This window comes from Deinococcus rhizophilus, assembly GCF_030271215.1.
Classification (GTDB): domain Bacteria; phylum Deinococcota; class Deinococci; order Deinococcales; family Deinococcaceae; genus Deinococcus; species Deinococcus rhizophilus.
This window is the reverse complement of sequence record NZ_JASNGB010000189.1, coordinates 1-5,784: the sequence shown is the minus strand read 5'-3', so window position 1 is coordinate 5,784 and position 5,784 is coordinate 1. Positions and strand designations below refer to the sequence as shown.

General features: G+C 70.7%; 5 protein-coding genes. 3 read left to right on the top strand and 2 right to left on the bottom strand.

The window, feature by feature from the left end; translation table 11 throughout:
* Together QOL99_RS14610 and QOL99_RS14605 are read right to left on the bottom strand one after the other, a co-directional pair.
* Nucleotides 1-663: ATP-binding protein (locus QOL99_RS14610; RefSeq protein ID WP_285524898.1), on the bottom strand; the 663-nt coding region annotated here is incomplete at its 3' end.
* 28 nt (nt 664-691) lie between these two features.
* Nucleotides 692-1,204, bottom strand: coding sequence for a DUF2726 domain-containing protein (locus tag QOL99_RS14605; protein WP_285524896.1), 513 nt, complete (start codon nt 1,202-1,204; stop codon nt 692-694).
* A gap of 743 nt (nt 1,205-1,947) precedes the next feature.
* Here QOL99_RS14605 and QOL99_RS14600 point away from each other — a divergent pair.
* The 3 genes from QOL99_RS14600 (at nt 1,948) to QOL99_RS14590 (ending at nt 5,636) form a co-directional block, all read left to right on the top strand.
* The gene (locus QOL99_RS14600) at nt 1,948-4,389 is read left to right on the top strand and encodes a heterodisulfide reductase-related iron-sulfur binding cluster (RefSeq protein ID WP_456318865.1); all 2,442 of its coding nucleotides are present in this window, start codon (nt 1,948-1,950) and stop codon (nt 4,387-4,389) included.
* 73 nt (nt 4,390-4,462) lie between these two features.
* On the top strand, nt 4,463-4,690 hold the full coding sequence (locus tag QOL99_RS18020) for a hypothetical protein (RefSeq protein ID WP_285524893.1): 228 nt from the start codon (nt 4,463-4,465) through the stop codon (nt 4,688-4,690).
* Between the two features lie 100 nt (nt 4,691-4,790).
* Entirely contained in the window at nt 4,791-5,636 is an 846-nt protein-coding gene (locus tag QOL99_RS14590; protein WP_285524891.1) for a DegV family protein, read from the top strand.
* The last annotated feature ends 148 nt before the right edge of the window (nt 5,637-5,784 follow it).

Below are 5,784 nucleotides of genomic sequence, written 5' to 3'. Positions count from 1 at the left end.
GGGCGCGGCGTCCAGCCCGGCGCGGTGGAGCTGCGCGGCCATCTCCCACGCGCGGGGACTGGGCCACGCGGGCTGGCTGGGGTCGAGGCGGTGCAGCAGTTCGGGCCGGAAGGTCAGGAAGGCGATCACGTGTTCGTGCAGCCCCCGCCCCAGCGCATACGAGCGCCACGAGTCGAAGTCGGCCCGCACGCCGAGGTGCAGGAAGCGGTTGGCGAGGGGCGCGGGCATGTCGAACACCGAGGCGCGGTCCTCCTTGCGGTTGCCCGCCGCCCACACGAACCAGCCGTCCGGCAGTTCGTAGCTGCCCACCCGGCGGTCCAGGATGAGCTGCTGCGCCATCCCCTGCATGGTGGGCGGGGCCATGTTGACCTCGTCCAGAAAGAGGACGCCGTGCCCGCCACGTGGCAGGAACTCGGGCGGATACCAGCGGCTGACGCCCCCGCCCTGGCCGTCGGCCTCGGGGACGGGCAGGCCGCGCAGGTCGGTGGGCGCGAGTTGCGAGAGCCGCACGTCCACGAAGTCCAGCCCGTGCGCGGCGGCCACCTGCGCCACCACGCTGCTCTTGCCCACGCCGGGCGGCCCCCAGATCATGGTCGAGAGCTTGAGGTTCCCCGCGATGAGCGAGGAGAGGTACGACTGCAACTCGGCGGGGGTCAGGGTCACGGGGGAGAGGGTAGCGCGTGGGGCCGGGTCAGCGCGGAGAGGGGGCGGACAGTTCGCCGCGCAGCCGTTCCCGTAACTCGCCCGCAGAGTACGAACGCGAGGGCAGGCGCATCAGCCGCAACCCCGCCGAGCGGAAGGCCACGTCCTTGACCGCGTCGCGGTGCTGCTGTTTCTCGCTGCCGTGCGAGGCCCCGTCCAGCTCGATGGCAAGGACCGGGCGATACGCCGCCGCGCCGTCCACGATCAGAAAGTCCACGTGCTTGTCCCGCAGCCGGGCATAGGTGGCCTGCCGCCCCTCCTGCGCGGTGATCTTGAACAGGTCGTTCAGCCGCACATTCGGAAAGACCCGGTAGGACGTGCCAGAAAGCGCCTCCTCCAGCGCCGCGAAAAAGGCGTGCTCGTCGCGGCTGAAGAAATACCGCTTGACTTCCAGCGGCAGGCGGCCGGGCACCGTGCCGGGTTGGGACGTGCCCGGCCGGGCGTGCGGGGTGGGGTTCTCCCTGAGACCGAACAGGCTGGCGAGACAACCGAGGGGGGCCATAGGGCGAGCCTACCGGGTCGGCGGGGCGGGAGAGGGCGCATCTCCGGCTCCCGCCTCGCCCCGCGTACACTGGGCCAACCTGTCCCTTCTCCGGCCCCGCGCCCCCGCTATACTTCCCTCCAATTCTTTGACCCGGTTCAATTTGCCTGCCTTCCCTCTGTCTGCCGCGCCCACCCCAGGAGGCCCCGCCCTTGCTGCCGCTCGAACATAAAATCCTGTTTTTCGTCTTCGCCCTGATCGCCGGACTGTACGGCCTGTGGGGCTTTTACCGCCTCTATCTGCGGATTCGCCGGGGGGCGCCCGCCTCCGAGGTCCGCTGGAATCAGCTGGGCTCGCGGCTGTGGTACGCGGTCAAGACCTCGCTGACGCAGGAGCGCACCTTCCGGGGCCGCCCCTGGGTGAGTGCGCTGCACAGCCTGATCTTCTACGGGTTCGTGTACTACCTGCTCGTCAACGTGGTGGACGGGCTGGAAGGCTTTATCCCGTTCCACATCTACTCCGACAGCGTCCTGGGAGCCACCTACAACCTGCTGGCCGATGTGCTGAGCTTCCTGGTGCTCGTCGGCGTGGTGAGTCTGGTGGTGCGCCGCCTGTTCCATCCCTCCAAGCGGGACTTCCGCTTCACCGAAAAGACGCTGCTGCACCCGCGCGTCAAGCGGGGCTTCATCAAGCGCGACTCCTTGATCGTGTCGAGCTTCATCCTCTTCCACGTCGGCAGCCGCATCGTGGGCAACGCCGCCAAGATGGTGGAGGAAGCCCGCGACCTGGGCCGCTACGACGCCTTCCAGCCGATCTCGTCGGCGCTGGGGGCGGCGGCCTTCTCCGGCCTGAGCGAGGGGGCGATCCAGGGCTGGCGCATCTTCGGCTACTGGGGGGCGCTGGGCAGCGTGCTCGCGTTCCTGGCGTACTTCCCGTACACCAAGCACATCCATATCTTCATGGCGCCGGTCAACTACGCGCTGAGGCGTCCCGTCGGCTCCGGCGTGCTGCCCCCCATGAAGGGGCTGGAAGAGGCGATGGAGGCCGAGGAACCCCGGCTGGGGGCCGAAAAACTGGAAGACCTCGAATGGCCCCGGCTGCTGGACGCCTACGCCTGCATCCAGTGCAACCGCTGTCAGGACGTGTGCCCGGCGAACGCCACCGGCAAGGCCCTGAGCCCCGCCGCGCTGGAGATCAACAAGCGCATGGAGCTCAACGACCTGACCTCTGGCGGGCAGAGCGGCGTGCTGCTGGGCGGGCCGACCACGCTGGGGCTGGCCGCGCAGGGCCTCGCGGCTCCGGCGGGTGCGCCGCACCCCAGCCCCTTCACCCTGCGGCCGACCGCCTTCGAGTCGGGGGCCAGCACCGCGCACCCGCTGCTGGAATTCGCCATCAACGAGGAGTCGGTGTGGGCCTGCACGACCTGCGGGGCCTGCATGCAGGTCTGCCCGGTGCAGGACGAGCAGATGCTCGACATCATCGACATCCGCCGCCATCAGGTCATGGTCGCGGGCGAGTTCCCCCCGCAGCTTCAGACCGCCTTCCGGGGCATGGAGCGGGCCAGCAACCCCTGGGGCATCTCCCGCGACAAGCGCATGGAGTGGGCCGAGGGCCTGAAGGTGCCCACCATCGACGAGAACCCCGAACCCGACGTCATCTACTGGGTGGGCTGCGCGGCCTCGTATGACCCCGGTGCCCAGAAGGTGTCCCGCGCCTTCGTGCAACTGCTGGACCGGGCGGGCGTGAACTACGCGGTCCTGGGCAAGAAGGAGGCTTGCACGGGCGACTCGGCCCGCCGCGCGGGGAACGAGTTCCTGTACCAGCAGCTCGCCCAGGAGAACGTCGAGACGCTCAACTCCGTGCGCCCGAAGCTGATCGTCGCCACCTGCCCGCATTGCATGAACGCCATCGGGCACGAGTACAGGCAGCTCGGCGGGCACTACCAGACCATCCACCACACCGAGTACCTCGAGACGCTGGTCGCGGCGGGCAAGCTGCCCCTCGCGCAGCTTCAGGAGCACGTCACCTACCACGACCCCTGCTACCTGGGCCGTCACAACGGCGTGTACGACGCGCCGCGCACGCTGATCACCCAGATGGCCGGGCAGGTGCTGGAGCTCGAGCGCAGCCGCGAGGGGTCGTTTTGCTGCGGGGCGGGCGGCGCCCAGTTCTGGAAGGAGGAGGAGGAGGGCCGCGAGCGCGTCTCCGACAACCGCTTCCGCGAGATTCAGGCCCGGCTGGACGGGGCCTCGCAGGCGGTGGCCGAGTACGAGCAGAGCGGCAAGGTGGTCGCGGTGGGCTGCCCCTTCTGCAAGTCGATGATGAACTCGACGCCCGAGAAGGCGGGGCGCGACGACATCGTGGTCAAGGACGTGGCCGAGCTGATGCTCGAAAGCGTGCAGCGGGCGACCGGCGAATGGGTGGCCCCGACCGCCGCGCCCGAAAGCACCCTGGAAGACTCGCCCCAGCCCACCGTGCCCAACGCCGAGACGCCGATGGCCCGCACGGGCGCGGCTCCCAGCGCGGGCCTCGGGGACGACGTGGTGGGGACCACGGGCGCCGACGTGCTCAACGCGCAGCCGGGCAGCCCGGTCGGGAACGCGGACACCCAGCCCGAACCCCAGGCCGCCGCCCCCAGCCCGCTGACCTCGGGCTCGGCGGATTCGTCGCCGCGCAAGGCGTGGAAGCCGGGGGGAGCGGCCAGCAGCCAACCCGCCGCCAGCGAGGACGCGGCCCCCGCGCCCGCCCGCAAGAGCTGGAAGCCGAAGGGAGGCGGAGACGACGTGAGCGCGGCGCCTGTGCCAGAAGCGGCCAGTCCCCAGTCTCCCGCCCCCAGCGAGGGGACGGCCCCCGCTCGCAAGACCTGGAAGCCCAAGGCCAGCGACGACGTGAGCCCCGCGCCCGTCACGCCGGACGTGCAGGCGGAGGCCGCTGCTCCAGCCCGCAAGGCCTGGAAGCCGAAGGCCACCGCCGACGCCCAACCCGCCGGGGCCACCCCGGAGCCGTCTGTCACGGCTGCGGCCCCGGCTCCCGAAGCCGCGCCGAGTGTCGAGGCAGCTGCGCCGAGCGAACCCGCTCCAGCGACGGGTGAGCGCAAGAAGTGGGCACCGAAGGCGGCGGCGAGTGCCGCCCCCGTCGAGACTCCCGCCACCCCGATGGANTGTCGAGGCAGCTGCGCCGAGCGAACCCGCTCCAGCGACGGGTGAGCGCAAGAAGTGGGCACCGAAGGCGGCGGCGAGTGCCGCCCCCGTCGAGACTCCCGCCACCCCGATGGAGGTCGTGACCGCCGCCGAGCCTGCCGCCCCCACCCCTGGCGAGCGCCCCAGGTGGCAGCCGCGCCCGAAGGCGGAAGCGGCGACGCCCCAGCCCCCCGCCGACGCCGCGCCCATCACCGAGCACGTCCACCTCGATCATGTCGGGGAGAACCTGCTGGAAGAGGGCACGCAGGCGACCTCCGAACCCGGCCCCGGCGGCCGCAAGAAGTGGCAGCCGAAGAAAAAGGACTGATTCGCCCTTCTCCCGAAACGTCGTCCATCCGGGCGGCGTTTTTGTGATGTTCTGGGCGGGAAGCTCACCGTTGGCCGCTTCTCACGTTAAGATGCCATTCATGACCATCGCCATCGTCACCGACTCGACGAGTGACCTCAGCCCGCAGCTTTGCGAGCAGTACGGGATCTGGAGTGTGCCGCTGTACGTGCATTTCGACGGCCAGATGTACAAAGACGGCCTGGAGATCACGCCCGCCGACCTCTTCGCCGGGGTCAGGGCGGGCAAGAAGACCCCCAGCACGTCCCAGCCCAGTCCGGCCGAGTTTGCCGCCGTCTACGAGGACGCGCTGAAGATGGCCGACGAGGTGCTGAGCATCCACATCAGCGGGCAACTGTCGGGCACGGTGGGCAGCGCCCGGCTGGCCGCGCAGGACTTCGGCGGGCGCGTCACGGTGATGGACAGCCGCTCGGCCACGCTGGGCCTGGGCATGCAGGCGATCCGGGCGGCGCAGCGGGCGGCGGAGGGCCGCTCCATGGCCGAGATCGTGGGCGAACTCGAACGGGTCGCCCAGAAGACCGACATCCGCTTCACGGTGGACACGCTGGGCTTCCTGCGGGCCAACGGGCGCATCGGCGGTGGGGCGGCGCTGCTGGGCGGCCTGCTGAACATCAAGCCGATCCTGACGGTGAGGTCGGGCCGGGTGGAGGCCGCCGGGCGCGTGCGCGGCAGCAAGAAGGTCGTGCAGGACCTCGTGGACCACATCCGGAAATATGCCGAGGCCAACGGCGGTGCCCGCGTGACCTTCCTCTCGACCCTGGGCGGCGAGGCCACCCTGGCAGAGATTCGCGCGGGAGTCTCGGGCGTGGCGTACGAGGACCTGGGCGACCATTACATCGGCGCCGTGATCGCCACGCACGTGGGGCCGGGCACGGTCGGCACCGCCCTGGAGCCGCTGACGGCCTAGGCTGTGGCTCCCCCTCCCGCCCTGCGCAACAAGGGGCGTTACCTGCTGCTGGCCCTTGCCCTCGCGGGGGCGTGGGCCGCCCGGCGCCCCGATCCGGCCCCCGCCGCCGCCTCGCCAAACCTCGTGACCGTCTCTGCCCCGGCGGAGG